The organism is Cryobacterium shii (assembly GCF_004402595.1).
Lineage (GTDB): Bacteria > Actinomycetota > Actinomycetes > Actinomycetales > Microbacteriaceae > Cryobacterium > Cryobacterium shii.
Map to the genome: position 1 here is coordinate 15,181 of NZ_SOFY01000064.1, position 18,540 is coordinate 33,720.

Annotated in this window: 19 protein-coding genes and 1 pseudogene; 11 read left to right on the forward strand and 9 right to left on the reverse strand. The window is 65.7% G+C overall.

Annotation, left to right across the window (positions count from 1 at the left end; all coding sequences use genetic code 11):
• The first annotated feature begins 70 nt into the window (after nucleotides 1-70).
• From E3O49_RS11775 to E3O49_RS17160, 3 genes and pseudogenes are all read left to right on the forward strand, one after another.
• Nucleotides 71-1,408 (forward strand): wax ester/triacylglycerol synthase domain-containing protein, encoded by a 1,338-nt coding sequence (locus E3O49_RS11775; RefSeq protein ID WP_160141105.1) that lies wholly within the window; start codon nucleotides 71-73, stop codon nucleotides 1,406-1,408.
• A gap of 239 nt (nucleotides 1,409-1,647) precedes the next feature.
• A pseudogene (locus E3O49_RS18825) lies at nucleotides 1,648-1,887 on the forward strand (SOS response-associated peptidase family protein); the annotation flags it as partial.
• A gap of 19 nt (nucleotides 1,888-1,906) precedes the next feature.
• On the forward strand, nucleotides 1,907-2,341 hold the full coding sequence (locus E3O49_RS17160; protein WP_241978602.1) for a hypothetical protein: 435 nt from the start codon (nucleotides 1,907-1,909) through the stop codon (nucleotides 2,339-2,341).
• A 500-nt stretch (nucleotides 2,342-2,841) separates the two neighbouring features.
• Here E3O49_RS17160 and E3O49_RS11785 read toward each other — a convergent pair whose 3' ends face one another.
• Nucleotides 2,842-3,090 (reverse strand): hypothetical protein, encoded by a 249-nt coding sequence (locus E3O49_RS11785; RefSeq protein ID WP_134368081.1) that lies wholly within the window; start codon nucleotides 3,088-3,090, stop codon nucleotides 2,842-2,844.
• A gap of 85 nt (nucleotides 3,091-3,175) precedes the next feature.
• Here E3O49_RS11785 and E3O49_RS11790 point away from each other — a divergent pair, with 85 nt between their 5' ends.
• Nucleotides 3,176-3,463, forward strand: a complete 288-nt coding sequence (locus E3O49_RS11790; RefSeq protein WP_134451663.1) for a hypothetical protein — start codon at nucleotides 3,176-3,178, stop codon at nucleotides 3,461-3,463.
• On the opposite strand, the gene E3O49_RS11795 is transcribed toward E3O49_RS11790, so the two are convergent.
• Nucleotides 3,429-4,013 carry a helix-turn-helix domain-containing protein gene (locus E3O49_RS11795; protein ID WP_134368079.1) on the reverse strand — a complete coding sequence of 195 codons (585 nt, stop codon included), beginning with the start codon at nucleotides 4,011-4,013 and terminating at the stop codon, nucleotides 3,429-3,431. The two genes, E3O49_RS11790 and E3O49_RS11795, sit on opposite strands and share 35 nt — an antisense overlap.
• 103 nt (nucleotides 4,014-4,116) lie before the next feature.
• On the opposite strand from E3O49_RS11795, the gene speB reads away from it, so the two are divergent.
• Genes speB through E3O49_RS11815 form a run of 4 tightly spaced genes read left to right on the forward strand, consistent with a single transcriptional unit; the run spans nucleotide 4,117 to nucleotide 7,620 of the window.
• On the forward strand, nucleotides 4,117-5,115 hold the full coding sequence (gene speB / locus E3O49_RS11800; protein ID WP_134368078.1) for an agmatinase: 999 nt from the start codon (nucleotides 4,117-4,119) through the stop codon (nucleotides 5,113-5,115).
• Nucleotides 5,116-5,157: 42 nt separating this feature from the next.
• Nucleotides 5,158-5,553 (forward strand): YybH family protein, encoded by a 396-nt coding sequence (locus E3O49_RS11805; protein ID WP_134402305.1) that lies wholly within the window; start codon nucleotides 5,158-5,160, stop codon nucleotides 5,551-5,553.
• A gap of 29 nt (nucleotides 5,554-5,582) precedes the next feature.
• A complete protein-coding gene (locus E3O49_RS11810; RefSeq protein ID WP_134402306.1) occupies nucleotides 5,583-6,959 on the forward strand; it encodes a purine-cytosine permease family protein in 1,377 nt (458 codons plus the stop codon).
• Nucleotides 6,940-7,620 carry a cyclase family protein gene (locus tag E3O49_RS11815; RefSeq protein WP_134368075.1) on the forward strand — a complete coding sequence of 227 codons (681 nt, stop codon included), beginning with the start codon at nucleotides 6,940-6,942 and terminating at the stop codon, nucleotides 7,618-7,620. Before E3O49_RS11810 ends, E3O49_RS11815 begins: the two co-directional genes overlap by 20 nt.
• Before the next feature lie 116 nt (nucleotides 7,621-7,736).
• On the opposite strand, the gene E3O49_RS11820 is transcribed toward E3O49_RS11815, so the two are convergent.
• From E3O49_RS11820 to E3O49_RS18830, 3 genes are all read right to left on the reverse strand, one after another.
• A complete protein-coding gene (locus E3O49_RS11820; protein WP_134451665.1) occupies nucleotides 7,737-8,087 on the reverse strand; it encodes a hypothetical protein in 351 nt (116 codons plus the stop codon).
• 76 nt (nucleotides 8,088-8,163) lie between these two features.
• A complete protein-coding gene (locus tag E3O49_RS11825) occupies nucleotides 8,164-8,667 on the reverse strand; it encodes a DEAD/DEAH box helicase (RefSeq protein WP_160141106.1) in 504 nt (167 codons plus the stop codon).
• A gap of 36 nt (nucleotides 8,668-8,703) precedes the next feature.
• Nucleotides 8,704-8,967, reverse strand: coding sequence for an Ltp family lipoprotein (locus tag E3O49_RS18830; protein WP_134368073.1), 264 nt, complete (start codon nucleotides 8,965-8,967; stop codon nucleotides 8,704-8,706).
• Between the two features lie 83 nt (nucleotides 8,968-9,050).
• On the opposite strand from E3O49_RS18830, the gene E3O49_RS11835 reads away from it, so the two are divergent.
• Both E3O49_RS11835 and E3O49_RS11840 read left to right on the forward strand, forming a co-directional pair.
• Complete coding sequence (locus tag E3O49_RS11835) at nucleotides 9,051-10,502, forward strand: sensor histidine kinase (RefSeq protein WP_134451668.1); 1,452 nt, start codon at nucleotides 9,051-9,053, stop codon at nucleotides 10,500-10,502.
• Entirely contained in the window at nucleotides 10,496-11,137 is a 642-nt protein-coding gene (locus tag E3O49_RS11840; RefSeq protein WP_134368071.1) for a response regulator, read from the forward strand. Before E3O49_RS11835 ends, E3O49_RS11840 begins: the two co-directional genes overlap by 7 nt.
• Here the strand turns inward: E3O49_RS11840 and E3O49_RS11845 are convergent.
• Together E3O49_RS11845 and E3O49_RS11850 are read right to left on the reverse strand one after the other, a co-directional pair.
• Nucleotides 11,134-11,406, reverse strand: a complete 273-nt coding sequence (locus tag E3O49_RS11845; RefSeq protein ID WP_134368070.1) for a DUF6907 domain-containing protein — start codon at nucleotides 11,404-11,406, stop codon at nucleotides 11,134-11,136. The genes E3O49_RS11840 and E3O49_RS11845 overlap by 4 nt on opposite strands.
• An 85-nt stretch (nucleotides 11,407-11,491) precedes the next feature.
• Nucleotides 11,492-16,180: an OmpL47-type beta-barrel domain-containing protein gene (locus E3O49_RS11850; protein ID WP_134451670.1), complete on the reverse strand. Its 4,689-nt coding sequence runs from the start codon at nucleotides 16,178-16,180 to the stop codon at nucleotides 11,492-11,494.
• Between the two features lie 358 nt (nucleotides 16,181-16,538).
• Here E3O49_RS11850 and E3O49_RS11855 point away from each other — a divergent pair, with 358 nt between their 5' ends.
• Nucleotides 16,539-16,958: a cupin domain-containing protein gene (locus tag E3O49_RS11855; RefSeq protein ID WP_134368068.1), complete on the forward strand. Its 420-nt coding sequence runs from the start codon at nucleotides 16,539-16,541 to the stop codon at nucleotides 16,956-16,958.
• Nucleotides 16,959-17,054: 96 nt separating this feature from the next.
• Here the strand turns inward: E3O49_RS11855 and E3O49_RS17170 are convergent, their stop codons facing one another.
• Together E3O49_RS17170 and E3O49_RS11865 are read right to left on the reverse strand one after the other, a co-directional pair.
• Nucleotides 17,055-17,912, reverse strand: coding sequence for an Ltp family lipoprotein (locus E3O49_RS17170; RefSeq protein WP_134451672.1), 858 nt, complete (start codon nucleotides 17,910-17,912; stop codon nucleotides 17,055-17,057).
• Nucleotides 17,913-17,972: 60 nt separating this feature from the next.
• Entirely contained in the window at nucleotides 17,973-18,512 is a 540-nt protein-coding gene (locus tag E3O49_RS11865) for a hypothetical protein (RefSeq protein WP_134368066.1), read from the reverse strand.
• Nucleotides 18,513-18,540: the final 28 nt, after the last annotated feature.

The following is an 18,540-nucleotide window of genomic DNA, read 5'->3' on the forward strand; positions in this document are numbered from 1 at the left end:
ACAGGCGCGACATACCCGATTGCCGTGGGTATAGTTTGGAGATATGGGGGTGTCGTCTTCGATCGACCGGGTGAGTACCGACGATCTGATGTCGCTGGCAACCGAGCACGGAGCTTCGCCGTTGCAGGTGGGTGCCGTGCTGATGATCGACACGGTTGACGTGCTCGGTTCGGGGACTGGGCTCGATGTCGAGCGGGCTGTCGACCTTCTCGCCCAGCGTCTTCCGGGCGTGCCGCGGCTACGGAAGAGGCTCGTGCCTGCGCCGTTCGGCTGTGGGCGGCCGATCTGGGTAGACGATGCCGATTTCGACGTGACCGAGCATGTGAGCGTCATCCCCTGCCCGTCCCCCAGGGACGAGCAGGCGGTACTTGATCTAGCCGCAGTGCTGCTGGTCACTCCGCTGCCGCGCACCCGTGCGCTCTGGGCAGCCACACTTGTCACCGGAGTAGCGCGGGACCAAGCCGCGTTGATCGTCGTCTTTCACCACGTGCTCGCCGATGGCGTGGCTGGCCTGGCTGTGCTGGGCGGGCTCGTAGACCAGTCGGAAGCCACCGGGAAGCCCCGGGCCGTGGGCCCGAAGACGCGTGAATCCGATTTTCCGCGGCGGCAAGCGTCCATTCGCCAGCTCGCCATCGACGCCTGGACCCGTCGGCTAGGTTCGCTGCGAGGTCTCCCCGTTTTGCTGCGCCGCCTCCAGGACGCGGCCCGGGAATTGCGGTCGGTGCGGTGGACGCGCCTGAGGCCAACCTCGCTCAACCGGCCGACCGGCCCGCGACGAAGCCTCGTTACGGTCACGGTGGCGCTGGTCGGGATCCGCAACGCCGGTCACGCCCAGAAAGCCACGGTCAACGACGTCGTGCTTACCGCGATCGGTGGCGCGCTGCACCGGCTCCTCGCGTTGCGCGGCGAGGCTGTCGACCGGTTCATCGTCTCGGTGCCGTTCTCCGAGCGGCGCGCCGCGACGCACGGAGACTTGGGCAATCGCAGCGGGGTGATCCCGATCCGGGTGCCTGGAGTCGGCGCCGCGGTGAGTCGATTGCGATTCGTAGCAGAGGGGACCCGGAAGGCCAAACGATCGTCGCCCGGTGCGACGACCGCCCTGCTCGGCCCGTTCTTTCGGATACTCGCCCAGCTGGGACTATTCCAATGGTTCGTCGACCGGCAGCGTCTAATCCACACCTTTGTAAGCAGTCTGCGCGGGCCAGAACAGCGCCTGTCAATCTTTGGCTGCCCGGTCACCGCGATTGTCCCGCTGAGCGCCTCGACGGGAAACGTGACCGTCTCATTCACCGTGCTCTCATACGCAGGCGATCTCACGATCACTCTCATCGCCGACCCCGATGCCTGCCCCGACTTAGCCACGCTGCAGGATCTGCTCGCCGAGGAGCTAGCAGAGCTCGCCAGGTGAGCCTGTCGCCCTCGTCGATCTCAGCAAAGTGAGACGGTGACTGCGCCCTCAGCGAGCAGCGAGCAAGCGAGCAAACGAGCGAGCGCGCTCGTACGCCTGACTCGCCGACCACTGGCCGAGACGTCGACCGATCACGACCGAGACGACGGCTATTTGGCCCCGTCTGGCACGACAGGCTCGGCCGTCGAGGCCTGACTATAATCCGCCACCAACGGAACGTTCTGTGGGCGCTCCTCTGGCTGGAAGACGGCAAGCAGCCCTACTTCATCCACGGAGATGGCGATGTGCTGGCTGCGGCCGGCCTCTACGCGGCCCGCCAAAAGGACGACATGTGGAAGATCACGTTCACGATCATCACGCGTGCAGCGCGTGATGCGTCAGGTGAGATCCACGACCGCATGCTCGTGTTCTTGACCCCGGACGTGTGGGACCAATGGCTGATCCCGGTCAAGATCAGAGACAAGGAGGAAGCACCCTCAATGCTGGACCGCAGCTCCGTTGCCCAACCCCGACCTCACAGCGACCCGCGGTATATCGATTTCTGCGACACCTTCCGAGGTGTGGCCTTGGCTTGCGCAGCTCGGCCAGAACCGCGGCGGCTTCTACACCTACGACTGGGTCGAGAACCTCGCCGGCGTCGAGATTCACAGCGTCGACACTGTCGAGCCCGAACTACAGATCCGCTCCGTCGGCGACGATGTGAATCTTGCTCCCGAGGTCGTGTTGTCGGTTGTCCATCTCGAGGATGAGCACCATCTCGTGTTGGGCGGAGCGGTCGCCCTCGACGGCACGGGCGCCGGAGCACCCTACGACTTCACGTGGGCGTTTGTCCTTCAACCTCGAACCGAGGGGTCGACGCGGCTTGTCGTTCACGAGCGGTACGGCACCTCACCGACTGGGCCAAGGTGCTCGTGGAGCCGATCGAGATGGTGAGCTTCCTCATGACCGAGCGGATGCTCCGGGGCATCCGGGACCGTGCGGAGCGTTCTCCCTCGCGCACCACCTTGCGGTCGCCGAACCATCGTTGAGCGATTCTTATTGAGATCCGTGTTCTTGGCGATACTCGGAAGGGGACGGGGCGACCCCCTTGCTGATGAAGCCGGGAGAGAGTTAGAGTTCACTCGCTCCCGCTTCTGGCATCCGACCGCGTCGACGCGGTGGAGAACGGGTGGCCGCCTTGATGGGCAGTAACGCCGATCCGCTCGCCGAGAGTGGGGTGACCGAAGAGGCTCGCACCCAGGCCGCCCCGTCCAGATTCCGCCGACGCGATGAGGACTCGCACATGTCGAGGGGTGCTCGGCCGGCAGCGGCGACGCTACTGTTTGTCGCTGGCCTGGGTCCGCGGTTCTGATCCGGTTCCTACGCCGTTCCTGAATGCCCACGCAGAACCCTGTCGGAATCCGCGATGGTGGCGCTGCATCGTCGTTAGGAAGTCACCGTGTTTTGCTGGAGAAATCGTTCGGGTCGAGGCCGGCGATTCGACGCGCATGGTCTTGGAGTGCTTCTTCGCTCACGGTGTGTCCAGCATCTGCGAATCGTTCACGCAGCGCGTCGAGGACTTGGGGCTCACTGTGGCCGGCGAGGTCTGCTTCCTCCTGTGCGAGAATCCCCGCCACCTTGTCCTCGTCCGATTGAGAATGCTGGTCTTGGATCGGTTCACTCTGTGTGCCGTCACCATTCATGCTGGTCCTCCGATCTCAAGGGTTCTGTTGGCCAGCCTAACGTTCAGAGTGAGACGCGGACAGGGTTTAGCGTGAAGCGGTCGACGTGGACCCGGATGCGCTGCGGGCGGCCGAGTTCGACGGCCCGAGCGTCGCCCTCGAACGCGTCGACGAAGCTGTGGCGGACCACCTCGCTGCGGAAGGGACGAAGTGGATGACCGGCCTCGGTCCCGACCTGGAGAGGGTTCTATCTGCCGGGCTCCTGAATGCCATCCGCGGATTCCTCAACGATTTCGGGGCGGCCGCGCCCCTGCCTGCGCTGAACTGGACGCTGGGGTTCGAATACGACGCGGTCTCGGTCAGGCCGAGCCGCTCCACGGCGCGGGCACGATGACCCACAGCACGACGGCCGGCTCGCCGCCCTCGACCTGCCAGGTGTGCGGCTCTCGACCGGGGAAGGTCAGCGCGTCGCCGGCGTGGACGGCCACGGTGCGACCGGCGAATCGCACGGTGAGTGATCCCGAGACGACGTGGAGCGCTTCGACGTCGCAGTTGATTGTGTAGAGATCGGACCCGCCGTGCGCGTCGGGCTCGAGTTCTGATCGCAGCAGCTGAACCCGCTCCTCGCCGCGCGGCGACATCAGTCGCTCGTCGGCGTGCACTCCGCCCAAGTTGATCCGCGGAGCGTCGGCGTACGCGACATGGTGAACATCGGGCTCGGCGAAGAGCGCTCCGACGGGCAACGAGAGCACCTGACACAACTGAACAAGCGTTGCCACGCTCGGTGACGTCTCGTCGCGCTCGACCCGGCTGAGGAAGCCCTTGCTGAGGCCCGTCGTCTGAGCGACCTGGGCGAGTGACATGCCCTGAGCGGTGCGAGCGGAGCGCAGCTTGGCGCCGATGGGTGTCGCGGTGCCTTCCGCGGTGGGGTGGATGGCGCGCACAGTTCCTCCTCGAAGCTGCTCACACATTCGTCCTTGACGATCTGCCCGGGGCAGCGTACCGTGAGCGCTGTAGTTGTCTATAGCGTACCGAAAGTTGTCAAATATGCAACCGTTCAGCAAAGATGCGACGGATGAGCCCCGCGGGCCGGTGGACGCGAGTGTCGTGCCCCGGTTCGCCGGAATCGCGACCTTTGCGCGACTCCCGCGGCTCGACGAGGTCGAGCGGGCAGACATCGCGATCGTCGGGATTCCCTTCGACAGCGGAGTGAGCTACCGACCCGGTGCTCGGTTCGGCCCCGCGCATGTGCGCGAGGCCTCGCGCCTACTGCGACCGTACAACCCTGCTCAGGACGTCTTCCCGTTCGGCGCCCAGCAGGTCGCCGACGCCGGCGACATCGCCGCGAACCCGTTCGACATCGCTGCTGCCGTAGCCGAGATCGAGGCAGGCGCGCGCCAGCTCAGCGAGCACGCCGACCGACTAATCGCCATCGGCGGAGACCACACGATCGCTCTGCCGCTGCTTCGCGTCGCGCACGCCCAGCACGGGCCCGTCGCGGTATTGCACTTCGATGCCCACCTCGACACGTGGGACACGTACTTCGGGGCGCCGATGACTCACGGGACCCCCTTCCGGCGGGCGTCCGAAGAAGGCCTCATCGACCTGACCGCGAGCATGCACGTCGGAATCCGCGGCCCCCTGTACTCGAAGGACGACCTCGAGGACGACGCCCGGCTCGGCTTTGCGATCGTCACGAGCGAATTCGTCGAAGAGCACGGCGTCGCGGCCGCCGTCGAACGCATCCGCGCCAGAGTCGGAGACGCGCCGCTCTACATCTCGATCGACATCGACGTACTCGACCCCGCCCACGCGCCGGGAACAGGAACACCGGAGGCAGGCGGGCTCACGAGTCGAGAACTGCTCCGGATGCTGCGTGCCCTGGCCGACCTGCGCATCATCGGCGCCGACGTGGTCGAAGTCGCCCCTGCGTACGACCATGCCCAACTGACCGCGGTCGCGGCCAGCCACGTCGTCTACGAGCTGCTGAGCGCGATGGCGCCTGAGGTGACCCACCCCGACGGACAAAGCCCCGACCCGACGTAGAAGTGCCGAACCCGACCGACAAGCCCGACACAGGAGACACCCATGACACTGCCCACCCCGACGGACGAAGCAGTCCGTGCCGCGGCATCCGCCATCGTCGAGGCGTTCGCCGCCACCGACGGCCCGCGCTACTTCTCACTGTTCGCACCCGACGCAACCTTCGTCTTCCACACCGAACCTGCGCGCATCGAGGACCGGGCTGCCTACGAAGCCATGTGGAAGGAATGGGTGGGCGGCGGCTGGAGCGTGGAATCCTGCGCATCGAGCGCGGCCGCGGTGCAGGCGTTTCCCGGCGGAGCCGTCTTCACCCACTCCGTCAGCACGAGCGTGAGCACCGCGGACGGACCCATGTCCTACCGGGAGCGCGAAACGATCGTCTTCCGGTCTGATTCTGGCGGCCTCATCGCCATCCACGAACACCTCTCACCCCAGCCCTGACCCGACCCCTTTCATCGAGGAGCCCAAAGATGTCGCTCTACACCCGTCTCGACCGCCGACTGGACACCAACTCAGATGACGCGGGCCCGGTTCGCGGAACCTACTCGCTCGGCCGCGTGCTCATGATCTGGCTGGCCGCGAACCTTGTGGTCACCACCCTTCTGACCGGCACGCTCTTCGTGCCGGATGTGCCGTTCGGTCTCGTCATCGCTCTGATCGTGGGCGGAACGATCGTCGGAGCAGCAGTGCTCGTGACGGTCGGCGCGATCGGAACGCGCACCGGCCTGCCGACGATGGCAATCACGCGCGGACCGTTCGGGACGCGCGGGAGCCTGCTGCCGGTGGCCGCCAACGTGGTCATCCTCATGGGCTGGAGCTGGGTGCAGGCGATGCTCGCCGGGATCGCCCTCAACTACATCGTCGCGTCGATGACCGGGTTCTCGAACCCCGTCATCTTCGCGGTGCTCTGCCAGACGATCGTCGTGATCCTCGCGATCTTCGGCCACGCCGGAGTCGCTCGGGTGGAACCGTGGTTCGCCGTGGTCATCCTCGCGATCGCCGCCTACATCTTCGTCGTGGCGTTCACTACTTTCTCGCCGGCAGACTTCGCGGCCATCCCGGCGCCGCTCGAGCCGTTCTACTCCCCGGGACTGGCGTTCGATGTCGTGGTCGCGACCGCCATATCGTGGACGGTGCTCTCGGCCGACTTCAACCGCTTCGCATCGACGACTCGCGCGGGCGTGGTCGGCTCGGGAATCGGTTACACCCTGTCGACGGTGATCTCGATGTCGCTCGGAGCGAGCGCGATCGGCTACGTCGTCCTGGGGGGCGGCGACGCGATGCCGTTCGACCCTGTGACGATCATCGAACCCTTCGGTGCCCTGTTCGCGGTCGCGATCTTCCTGTCCGTGATGGCGACGAACACGATGGTCGTCTACGGCATGGTCACGAGTGTGGTCAACGCGCTCCCAGGCCGCCGGGTGAAGTTCCTGTCCACCGCGATCGTCCTCGGGCTCATCTCGATCATCGGTTCGACCTTCTTCGGGCTGCTGGCCCAGTTCACGACGTTCCTGGTCACGATCGGCGCCCTGTTCGCACCGATCTTCGCGATCATGATCGTCGACTACTACATCGTCGCGCGCGGCAGCTACAGCGCCGACATCCTGAAGGCCCAGGGCGGTCGCTACTGGTACACCGGCGGCATCAATTGGCTCGCTGTCGCGTCGTGGGTGGCCGGTGCGGCGTCCGCCTACGTGTGGGCGTACGTGTGGCCGCTTCCGTTCGGTGCGACCGTTCCCGCATTCCTCCTGACCTTCGCCGTGTACTTGGCCTTCTCGCTCGCGCGCCGCAGCAAGACTCCTTTCGAGCCCAGCCGGCACCTCGCCGATGCCGACACCTCTCGCTGACGGCCTTGGAGCGCCGCCGCGCACGGCGCTCCGGGACCTCAGCCACCCGATCACCGACGGGATGCCGGTGTATCCCGGCGACCCGGCGGTCCACGTCGACGCCGCCCTGGACCTCGACCGCGACGGGGTGGCCGTGACGGGGCTGCGAATGGGGTCTCATACCGGGACGCACATAGATGCGCCGTCCCATACCGTCGCCGGTGGCCGGACAATGGCCGATGTGGCCCTCGACGAGCTCCTCGGCGATGCGCTGGTGGTGCGGGTGCGAGCGCTCGCCGAGGGCGAGGTATACGGGTGGGACCGGCTGAATGCGGAGCATCCGCTACCGGATCGACTGCCCCCGATAGTCGTGATCGACACGGGCTGGGCGCGGTGGTTCGGCGACGCACGCGCAGTGCGACATCCGGCCCTCGATGCCGGTGCTGCCAGCGAGCTCGTCGCTCGCGGGATGCGGATCCTCGCGGTCGACACGCTGAGTCCCGACCCGACCGGTACGTCGTCGGCCGCCTTCCCCGTGCACGAGGTCGTGCTGGGCCGCGGCGGGCTGATCGTCGAGAACCTCTGCGGCCTGGATGACCTGCCCTCACAGGTGCGGATTGGCTTCTTCCCCCTGCGACTCGGCGGCGACGGGGCGCCGGTGCGCGCGGTCGCCTTCGTCTGAGGCCGAGCAGCGAATGAATTCGCGCCTCGCGCTGGGTCAGATCGGGAGTCAGTGGTCAGGCGCTGGCCTTCCTGGAGGAAAAGAATGAGGGCTGCGGAGGAAATGGAGTTCAACCCTCACCGCCGATCCACGGGACGCAACCGATCCACCGCGCCCTGGTCGATGCGGGTTACACGGACACGACTGGCAATCACTATGTGAAGGGCGATCTCGAAATTGACATTCTGGTGCCTTCGTATGGTGCGCGATTCGAGACGGCTACCGTCGGCGGCCGCGGATTTGATGCCGTTCCAGGCCTCAGGCTTGCATTCTCTGTTGATCCGATCGTCCTCCATGTTGGCGTGATTCTGACGGACGGAACTCCACTTGGTTTCGTGGTCCGCGTGCCCCCGGTCGAGCTCGGTGGCTGGAAGATCGGAACCGCTCCCGTATCCGGGACGAGGCTCGACGCCGCTCGAATCCTGCATACCCTGGCGGACTCGGCGCGCCAGGGCCTTGTCGTGGCCAACGCGGGCGTCCCTGCGGACAGACTGGCTGCGCTCATCAGGGCACTTGTCGCGAGGCCGATGGCAGGGGCCTAGCGTCGGCCTCGCCCGACGCGGTGAAGCCGAACTTCGCGATGACACGCTGGCGCTTGCGGAACATTCGATCAAACACCGGTACCTCGGCGTCCCAGTAGTCGTGCACCTGTGACGTGGTAGGGCCGGGCTTTGCGGTCGCGGGGCGGGAGGCGCGGGAGATGCGGCCGATTTGTTGCACGATCCGGCCTTTGAACGCCATCGGAACGGCGAGGAAGAGAGCGTCGAGGCTGGGCAGGTCAAAACCTTCGCCGGCGATCTTGTCGATCGCCACGAGAATGAACGGATCGGAGGGGTCCCGGTCGGACATTTCGGTCCGGATCCGGCGCCGTTCCTTGGGGGCCAGCTTCCCGTGCAGGACAACGACCGTGGCGGCTTCCGTTCCCAGGAGCGCCGCGAGCCGAGCGACATGTTCAACTCGGGTCGAGAGAACGAGGCAGTTCCGTCCCGCTCGATACGCGGCGAGCACGTCTGCCGCTATGCGCTGGTTGCGCTCGACGACTGGTCAGCCGTTCAAGTGCTGGATTGCGAAGTCGGCTTCCTCTGCGGTGAACTGCTCCCCATGCTCGCTGGTGAGCTGCTCACGAATCGACTCTGGCGACATGGCCATAGTCTCCTGGTACGACTTCGCCTTGGCGAGGGCATTGGCGTTCCAGTCACATTCAGGCCCTTGGATTGGGGGCGCGCCGCATTTCAGGTGCGGCGCTACACTCACTTCACCCGAGCAGCTGACCCGACAGCCGCTGTTAGCTGAACCGAGGCGCCCCATGGGTCTTGCCCGACACCGACGGTGCGGTCGTTCGCACAGCACACTAGATTTGCCCGCTGCACACTGTCGTTGGATGGCCGCCCGTGCGTGAACATCGCGTATCCAGCGTCAGCCTGACCACTGCAGCGTGGATGTTTGGGGCCACAGTCACCGGCCTGATCCTGTGGAGCCCCTGGCTGGATTCGGGATTCCGGAGCCCGAATGCGCATTTGGCGCTTGATACCGTGTACTCCTGTGTGGCACTCCTGGTGGCCTATCTCGTGTTCGGCAAGTATGCGCGCCGGCGCCGGCTGTCGGACCTGCTTCTGGCCAACGGCCTCGTTCTCCTGGCCGTGCCGGGACTGGGTCTCTCTGCGGCGGCCGAAGCGCTGAGCGGTCCGCTCCCCGGCGCTCTCGATGTGTGGCTGCCGCTGACGATCAGAGTGATGGGGGCCGCCGTCATCGCCGCGGCGGCGATGGCAAACTTCGGACGTCCCAGAAAGCTCGCCGACATCCGCCGGTCCCAGTTCGTGCCGATGGCGGTGATCATGCTGCTCGTGGTGACCTGTCTGGCTCTCTGGGCGGCCCGGCTGAGCCTTCCGGTCACACTCGACCGGGGCGGCCTTCCGGCGCAGGGTCAGGACGGCATCACCGAGTGGCACCCTCTGGTTCCGATTGCGCAGGGCGTCGCGGCGGTATGTTTCTTCACCGCATCCGTCGCCTTCGCCGTTCAGTCACGACGGTACACAGACGAACTGCTTCGCTGGCTGGGGCCCGCGTGCGCCCTCGCGGGGTTCTCGCGCCTGGACTACACGATGTTTCCGTCCCGTTACAGTGACTGGCTCTACGCAGGCGACCTGCTCCGCGCCGGATGCTACGTGCTGCTGCTGGTGGGCGCCGCGCGAGAGCTCAGGCAGTACTGGAGCGCGCAGTCTTTGGCCGCAGTAGAGGATGATCGGCACCGCGTCGCGCGGGAACTGCACGACGGCGTCGTCCAGGAGCTGATCTACATCCGCTCCGCAAGCCACGCGATCCCGGCGGAAGTCGTTGTCGCCGGTGGCGCACCCGGTAATACCATTGCTCCAGGCAACGCCGCAGCCCGCATCCTGGCCGCCTGCGACCGGGCCCTCGACGAAATACGCGCTGCCGTGCAGGCACTCGGACGACCAAACGACGAGCCGTTGGGCATCGTGCTGCGTCGCACAGCGCGAGAACTGGCCATGCGCTATTCCGTAACCCTGGACGTCGACATCGACGAGTCCATCGTCGCTAACTGGGACCAGAAACACTCGCTCATGCGCATTGCCCAGGAAGCCGTCGCGAATGCGGTGCATCACGGCAGAGCGCAAAGAGTGCTGTTGCACCTGGGCTCTGTCGGCGGTGAGCGACAGCTGCTGATCCGGGATAACGGCTTGGGATTCAACGTGGCCGAAACCCTCGGGCAGAATGCCGGTTATGGGCTGCTCAGCATGCGGGAACGGGCTCAGGCTCTTCCCGGTTCGTTCGAGGTGGACCGGGCCTTCGGTCACGGCATGGTGGTGAAGGTCACATGGTAGGTGAGCGGATTCGGGTAATCATCGCGGACGATCACGCTCGGGTGCGCGGTCAGATTCGGGCGGCGCTTGAGGACGGCGGCTGCGAGGTTTGCGCTGAGGGCGCGAGCGCGGACGAAGCTATCGTGTTGGCGCTCGAGCACCGGCCCGACGTGGTGCTGCTCGACATCCACATGCCCGGCAACGGGATCTACGCCGCGGGCCGGATCAATCTCGAGCTGGGGGACACTGCCGTCGTCATGCTCACCCAGTCCAAAGAGGATGACGACCTGTTCGATTCCTTGCGGGCCGGGGCATCCGGTTATCTTCTCAAGGACACCGATCCGGCGAAACTGCCCGATGCCCTGCGCAGCGTGCTGGCGGGCGATTCGGCGATCAGCCCGGGTCTGGTGACCCGCATCCTCGCGGAGTTCCGAGGCCCGGCCCGGCGCCATCTCAGGCGGTCTGCTGCCGCCGCGAGGCTCAGCGCCCGCGAATGGGAGGTCATGGAGTTGCTCGGCCAGGGCGAGTCCACCGATCAGGTGGCGAAACGACTGTTCGTGTCGCCAACGACCGTGCGGGTGCACGTTTCCTCGGTGCTGCGCAAACTCGTCGTTCCTGACCGCGATTCAGCTTTCAAGCTACTCCGCAACGACTAGGGAGCGCCGACCTCAGCAGTGCCGATGTCGCCCCCACTACCCGCCAGGGCGACCAGCGCGGCGCCCAGCCCTTCGGCTTCCTTCAGCGTGTACTCCGTGCTGCCGATGAGTACGTAGGGCCCATCCGCAGTGCCGGTGTCAGGGTCGACCGACAGGCACAACCGGGCAAGCGCGCCATCGTCGAGGGCCAGCGGTTCGCTCACGTGCAGCCAATTCTCTTCACCAAGACCGGGGCTATGACGGGTCGTGCACCAGGATGGGCAGTGCATGTGCTTGTCCTCTCTTTGCTTCATGTAGCGGGCGGCACAAGGCCCCGCGCCCGAGAGGGTGCGAGGCCTTGTGCCTGATCAACGGCTAGCGAAGTCCGATGTTGACGAAGTGCGTCTGCCCGTCATCCAAAATCACGCCGATGCGCCAGTAGTTTCCGCTGGCACTTCCGGTTTTCCAGTTGTAGATGTACTGCTTGCTTGTCGCGTCGTACTTGAAGACGCTGCCGCTGTCGGAGACTGCCGTGTACACCGTCTCATCCACCGGAACGTTCATCGCAACGCCCTTCACCGGCGTCAGCCAGATCGGGGCGGAGGCAGCCTGCACGAGGTTGCCTGCGGCGTCCCGCAGCTGAAATTTGACCGGCACAGTGCTGCCGGCTTTGAACACGCTGGTCGCGACGCCGATCTGGTGGGCGGTGTCATTGATCGGCTGCAGGAACCCGTCGAACCGGTAGACCACCCGGAAGGTGCCCGTGATGGTCGTCGAGTTCCCCGCCTTGTCCGTGGCCGTCGCCGTGTAGGTGAAGGTGCCGACGCCGTTCGCGTTGCCACCGGTGACGGTCACCCGGCAGGACGCCACCCCGGAAAAGCTGTCAGTGGCCGTGCAGGTCGGCGCGGGCACGGAGCCGACGGTGAAGGTGCCATCCTGCACATTGACATTCGCGGTGGTGAGTGTCGGCTTCTCCTGGTCGATGTTGATGCCGGGAACGCTGGCCGTGGTGCTGTTGCCGGCCTTGTCGGTGGCGGTACCCGACGCGGCGTTGGCACCGTTGGCGGAGAGCACCACCGGGTCGGGGCAGGTGACTATGCCCGACAGGGCATCCGTGCAGGTGAACGTTACGGTAACAGGGCCCGTGTACCAGCCGCTGGCCGTCCGGGTGCCGGCCGTGATGGTGCCAGTGATGGTCGGTGCGGTCCTGTCGAGCTTGACCGTGACCGAGTCGGTACCGACATTGCCGGCGGTGTCCGTGGCCGAGCCGGTGACGACCCGCCCGGCGGTCTCGGTGGAAACCGTGACCGGAGCACTGATGCCGGTGACACCGGAGCCCCTGTCGTCGTCCTTCGCGGTGAAGGTGACGGTGACGTCACCCTTATTCCACCCGTCGGCGTTGGGCGTGGGTGAGACGGTGTGGGTCACGGTCGGGGCGATGTTGTCCCACTTGAGAGAAACCCCGTTCGAGGCTTCCACGTTGCCGGCCTTGTCGACCGCGTAGTACTGCACAGAGCCGCTTCCGCTACCCGTCAGCGGAACACGGACCGTTGCGGTCGCTCCCGCCGTCACCTGTTCGGTGCCGCCGTCAACGCTGTAGCGGATCTCCTTCACGCCGGAGAGGCCGGCCTGGTCGGTCGCCGTCAGCACCACGTTGGCAAAGTCACCCTTGCAGTAGTCGTTGACCGCCGTGCAGGTGTTGTTGCTGACCGTGCTGGGGGCACTGCCGTCGATGTTGATGCCGGAAACCGTGACTCCGGCCGCCTGGTTGCCCGCGACATCCGTTGCCGGGTCGCCGGTCACCTTCTGGTCAGCACCGTTGCCGGTGATCAGCTTGCTTGTCGGGCATTTTGCGATGCCAGAGAGGGCGTCGGTGCAGGTGTAGTCGACAGTAACGTCGCTTGAGTACCAGCCGGCGGCGTTCGCCGACGTGGTGGGGGAGCCGTCGATGTGCGGCGCGGTCCGGTCGATCTTCACACCCGTCACCGATGCGGGGTCGCTGAGATTGCCGGCCTTGTCGGCGATGGTTACCGGACCGGCGCCCAGATCGGCGCCCTCTCCGGTGACGTAGGAGTCGCCCGGCTGGGTGGTCGGGTCGATGCCAGAGAGCGCATCATCTCCGATCCATTTGACCAGCACGTCATCCGTGTGCCAGCCCGCCGCGTTACCGTCGGCCGGAACGCCCATCAGGGTGGGCTTGACCGTGTCGATGTTGACGGGGCCGAAGGTCGTGGTGCGCGTGTTTCCGGCCACATCGACCGCATCGCCGACTACCGTTTGGCCGGCACCGTCGTTGGTCAGTGTGGTGTCTCCCGCACAACCGGCGACTCCGGTCTGCAGTCCTGAGGCGAGGTCGTTGCAGCTGAAGGTTACGTCGACGTCGGTGTTGTTCCAGCCCGCGGCGTTGGCCTTGGGGCTGGCGGCGCCGACGATCGTCGGGGCATCTGTGTCGACGTTGACGTTGACGGTGTTCGTTGTCGCGTGTTCCTCGGTGTTGTCGGCGAGGTCGACACTCCAATAGGTGATGGTGTGGGTGCCGGTGGAGAGATTCGCGGTGAACGGTGCACCATAGGTTTGCGTCTCACCGCCGTCGATCGTGTAATGCGTGGCGGAGATTCCGGAGCCGGTGTCGCTCGCCTCGAATGCCACCGGGATGCCACTGGTCACGAACCAACCGCTGGCCGGCGAGATCGGGTTCACCACCGTCGTCGTCGGTGCGATGGTGTCGACCTTCAGCGTGAGCGGTGCGCCGGCCTTCTCAACGTTGCCGGCACCGTCGGTGCTCCAGAACAGGACGGTGTGCTCACCCGTGCTGTCGAGGCTGAAAGCTTCGGTGTAGGCCTGTACCGCACCGCCGTCGACGGTGTAGCTGGTGGCCACCACATCCGATAGATTGTCGCTGCCGGTGAGGGTGACCAGCACGGCGTCGCCGTACCAGCCGCTGGCCAGCGGGTCAGGAACATCGGCCACGGTGGCGGGCGCCGAGCGGTCGATCTTGATGCCGGTGACTGTCTTGGTGGTGACGTTTCCGGCCACGTCGGAGCAGCTCGCAGTCGATGACAAGTTGATGCCTTCGCCGGTGACGCTGGTGTTATTCGGCTGGCCGGCCGGACCGGACAGGGCGTCCGTGCACGTCCAGGTCACCGTCACGTCGTCGGTGTTCCAGGCGGCAGCGGAGTACTCGGCGGTGAGCACCGGCGGCGTCTTGTCGATGTTGATGCCCGTCACTCCGGCGCTGTTGCTGTTGCCGGCCGCGTCGGTCACCGTCGCGAATGCGGACTGTTCGGAACCTTCGCTGAGAACGACGTTCGCCGGTGTTCCGGCGACGCCGGACAGCTCGTCGTTGGCGGTGTAGCTCATTGTGACGTCGTCGCGGTACCAACCGGAGTCGTTCTGCACGCCCGACGCGACGGCGCTGATTGTGGGCACCGTCTTGTCGACGCGGACGCTGGCGGAATCCGTTGCGCTGTTGCCGGCGCCGTCAGTTGCCGTTCCGACCACGGCGGAGGTGCCCTCAGTGGTGATGGTCGACGGCGCGGTGCAGCCAGCGACGCCGGATCCGCCCTGGTCGGCGCAGCTGAAGGTCACCGTCACGTTGGCATTGGTCCAGGTGCCATCGGCGTAGCTCAGCGGCGTGAAGACGTGGCCGATGGTGGGAGCGGTCCTGTCGATGCGGACCTGGGCGGTCCGCACGGCTTCGGCATTTCCGGCTGCATCGATGCTGCGGAAGGTCACCGTGTGATCGCCTTCGGAGGAGAGCGTGAAGCCGGTTCCCGTCTGGGTCGGGCCACCGTCAATCGTGTATTCGGTGCGGGCGACGCCGGACAGATTGTCGGCGGCCGAGAGGGAAACAGTCACGGCGTTGTTGGTCCAGGTGTTGGAGCTGCCGCTGATGCCGGTCGTGGGCGCGGTACGGTCGATCTTCACGGCAGGGCTGGTCGCGGTGGTCGACAGCCCGGCACCGTTCAGAACGGACGTTGAGCTGGTCAGGCCGGTTCCCTCACCGGAGATAGTGGTGTCTACCGGTGCGGTCGGGATTCCAGACTCGGGGTCTGCGGCGGTCCAGCGAACCGTGACGTCGTTCGCGTACCAGCCGGAGGCGTTCGCAGGGGTGGTGGGGGTGCCGCTGAGTGTGGGGGCGCTGGTATCGCCGGCGGCTACAGAGACCGTTTTCGTGCTGCTGTTACCGGCAGCGTCGGTGGCGGTGCCAATGACGGTGCTGCCCGGCTGCACGGTGACTGCGTTGGTGGTGCTGCCCTGGGCCAGGCAGCTGGCGATGCCGGAGGTCGGGTCGCTGCAGGTGAAGGTCACCGTTGTAGTGCCGGCGGGGTTCGTGACCTGGGTCGCGGTAATGGTGGGGGAGCCCTTGTCGATCCGCACGGTGACGGATGCCGATGCAAGGTTGTTCAGCCTGTCTCGCGCCGTCGACGTGATGTTGGTGGTTCCGTTGGCGTTCACGGTGGATGACGCGGGCGTCGGGCCGGTTCCCACGCCGGAACCTGCGTCGGTGGCGGTCCAGGCGACCACAGTGTCGGTCTTGTTCCACCCGGCGGCGTTAGCGGCAGGGGTGAGGGTCGACTGCAGGACGGGACCGGTGTTGTCCACGGTGTAGGAAGCCTGCGCCGAACTTGACGACCCGGTGCATTTCCCCTGCGAATTTTCACTCGGGGAGGCCGTCGCGGTCACGGCGCGGGCCCCGTCGCCCGTGCTCGCCGTAGTGGTGAATGTCCACGTCGTCTTGCCGATCGTGGACATCTGGTGAGCGGTGAAGGCCCCGGTGACGTCGACGCACTTCGTATCGTTGGACGTGCTCACGGTGAGGGTCACGCCAGCCCCGCTCGTGGCGAACAGCGCGCCACCGACTGTCACGGTGCCTGCGCCGCCCGAGAAGGTGGCGCCGTTTGCGGACGAGGCGAACGCGGCCGGTGCGGTCAGCCCGCCCAGCACCACGGCCAAAACAGTGACCAGACTCACCCACAGACGACGCCAATCCGGGCTCGGATGCGGCCGTGAGGGCGCAGAGGAAACCAGGTGGCGGGCGGCGGGAGCGGGCAAGAAGTTCATCTTCGGTCCTTTGTCAGGGCATTGGCGCACGGGTGGCGGGTCCTCACGCTGACCGTAAGCGCACTCACGCGCCCGGCACAGAGGGTCGGCGTTCAAATGCCTAAACGGAGGCCGAGGTTAGAATCCACATAGCCTTGGTTGAACCCCTCTGACCACCACGTGCGGCGTCAGTTGAGGCTGCTGGGTGATCGCCCACGCGTAGACGGCGCGTTCTTCCCAAGCCGCAGCCGCTCGAGGCTCTGCTCACCGAACAGGCCTATACCTTCTGGTCGCGCCGTACAAAGATGCCTGGCGTGCGCAGTGACGGATGGCCGGGGCACAGACTCGGCGCGAATCACCGCGTTGGAAGGAGAAGAAGATGCCGAAGGTATCGAAGGACACTGCTTCGTCTCACACCGGGTTCCCAGGCTATGTAGACGCCTACGAGCAGGAGATCGGTGGCTGGACCGTCACCATTGAAAGCAACCTCATCGACATGGATCAGGCGATCTTCTTCAAAGGTGCGCTCAATGATCAGTGCCAGGCGAACCACTTCGGATACGTGCTCAAGGGCAAATTCGGTGTGCGGACAGGCGAAGGGGTCGAGGAATTCTTCGAGGCCGGGGACGCGTTCATAATCGAGCCCGGGCACACGCCGATCGTGTTCGCTGGCTGCGAGTATGTGGCCTTCACTCCCACCCAGGACGCAAAGGAGCAAGCCGCGGTGATCATGCCGAACGTCATGAAGTTTGCGCAGGAACAAGGAATCGCACTGCCGGCGCAGGGACCGTCTTCCTAGTCCGAAATGCCGAGCCGAGTGCACAACGAACCCCCTGCTGAGCAGGGGGTTCGTTGTTTGCCCAAGGGCAGGCAGGATCCTCGCTGTGACGACCGACTAGTCGTTCAGATGCTGAATCGCGTAGTCGGCTTCCTCTGGGGTGAACTGCTCCCCGTACTCGCTGGTGAGCTGTTCACGAATCGACTCGGGTGACATGGCCATACTTTCTTGGTAGGACTTAGCCTTGGCGAGGGCGTTGGCGTTCCAGTCAGACTGAACGTTGTCCACCGCGTACTGAGCGGCCTCCGGCGAGAATCTTTCGCCGTACTCCGATGTGAGCTGACCAAAGAGTCCCACTTTGCTCATGTGCATGGTCTTCGAGTAGCTCGCGGCCTTGACGAGCGCGGACGCGAACTCGGCAGGCACGGCTGGGGCCGGAGGCTCGGGAGCCCGCGTTTCCTCAACTGGTGCCACAGTCTCGACCGGCGTCGGTTCCGCCGCCTCAACCGAGTCGGCGGTCGCGACCGGCGCCACCGCTGCAGGCGTTGCATCCTGCGGGTTCGTGGCTGCGTTCACGCCCGAGATGAGCATCGAGAGGGCGATCACCGCGCCGGAGACGATCCAGGCGATCTTCTTGTTCTGGTCGTAGTCGGCCAGCATCCGTCCCTGCTTGTCGCGCTGGGATCCGGTGAGAACCAGGATCAGGTCGACGAGCACCCACACACCCAGACCGCCGAAGGTGAACAGTTTGAGCAGGCCGGTGCCGATCTTGCCCAGGTAAAAGCGGTCGACGGCGAAGAGGCCGAGGAGCAGGGCGAACAGCCAGGTGATCACGAACGACTTGTTCGAGACGGACGCAGGGCCCGGGGTGAGCGGCACGTTCTGCGGCAGGCCCGGGGGAGTGAACGGGATGGCCTGCTCCTGCCGTGATGCCGGAACCCCGGCGATCGGGGAACGATTGGTGGTGTCAGTCATTGTGGTGGTCTCCAGTTCGGATGGTCGTTCGTGAGTACAAAAGAAGAGGTAGAGAGGTCGTTATTTCGTGACGTCGATCACGATGTCGAGGCCGTTGTCGGGGTGGTAGCCCCACGACGCGGAGTAGCCGTCCCAGGTGCCGGTCTGGCGACCGTCCAGTGCCCGGGTGGTGTCGATCCGGCTGATCACGCTGTCCGGGGTGCCGAGCTCGTTGAGGATGCAGGCCATATCCGCGTAATCGGCGCCCACCGACTCCTCGCCCTCGCCATCCATCGTGATGCTGCGGCCCTCGTCGCCGACGGTGATCCACAGGCCACCTTCGACGTCACAGGCCGCGGCCGCGTCGGCCATGGGGTTCGCAGCCACGAGAGAGCCGATACTGCCGGCGACGGATGCGACGAGCAGCGATGCGATCACGCCGACGACCGCCCCGAGGCCCAGAGCCGCCCCGCCGATTCGGAGCTCCCGGGTCGAGAATGCCCGAGCGGATGCCGGTGCGGGGGCCGATGCCCCAGCGGAAGCGGCCACCGGGTCTGGTGCCGGCCCGGCCTCCGCGACTATCGCGTGAACCCCCGAAACGCCGTGGTCGTCTGTGGTCATGTCAATGAACTCCTTTGTCGCTGAAACT